Source organism: Hungatella sp. SL.1.14 (genome assembly GCF_024460495.1).
Classification (GTDB): Bacteria; Bacillota; Clostridia; order Lachnospirales; family Lachnospiraceae; genus Hungatella; species Hungatella hathewayi.
Window position 1 is genome coordinate 1 of the sequence record NZ_JANFYJ010000151.1, and the last position, 407, is coordinate 407.

General features: G+C 39.1%; 1 protein-coding gene. It reads right to left on the reverse strand.

The window, feature by feature from the left end; translation table 11 throughout:
• Nucleotides 1-407, reverse strand: a 407-nt coding sequence (locus NE473_RS30430) for a GTP-binding protein (RefSeq protein ID WP_256265579.1), incomplete at both ends; no start/stop codon positions are given.

Below are 407 nucleotides of genomic sequence, written 5' to 3' on the forward strand. Positions count from 1 at the left end.
CCCAAGATTGTTTTTAGCGCTTCCGTGATAAACGGGAAATAACGTTCCGTTTTGGAATCTCCTGTTTTCTTCCTGTTCCAGTTCTGACATTTTAAACGGTTTCCCTGACATATATTTCTCTAATAGTTCATCGTTTCCCATAATTACTGCATCCCACTGTTCCATATCGTCATTGTCCGTTACATTTATATGGGGATGCTGCCCAACCTTTTGCTTCACTATAATTTCCGAAGAAAGCTTTGCTTTCATTTCCCGATATACCATTGGCAAATCAATCCCTTCTTGGTCAATTTTATTGATGAAAAAAATTGTCGGAATCTTCATTGTCTGTAGTGCATGAAACAGTATGCGGGTCTGTGCCTGTATGCCATCCTTTGCAGAAACTAATAATACTGCTCCGTCTAATA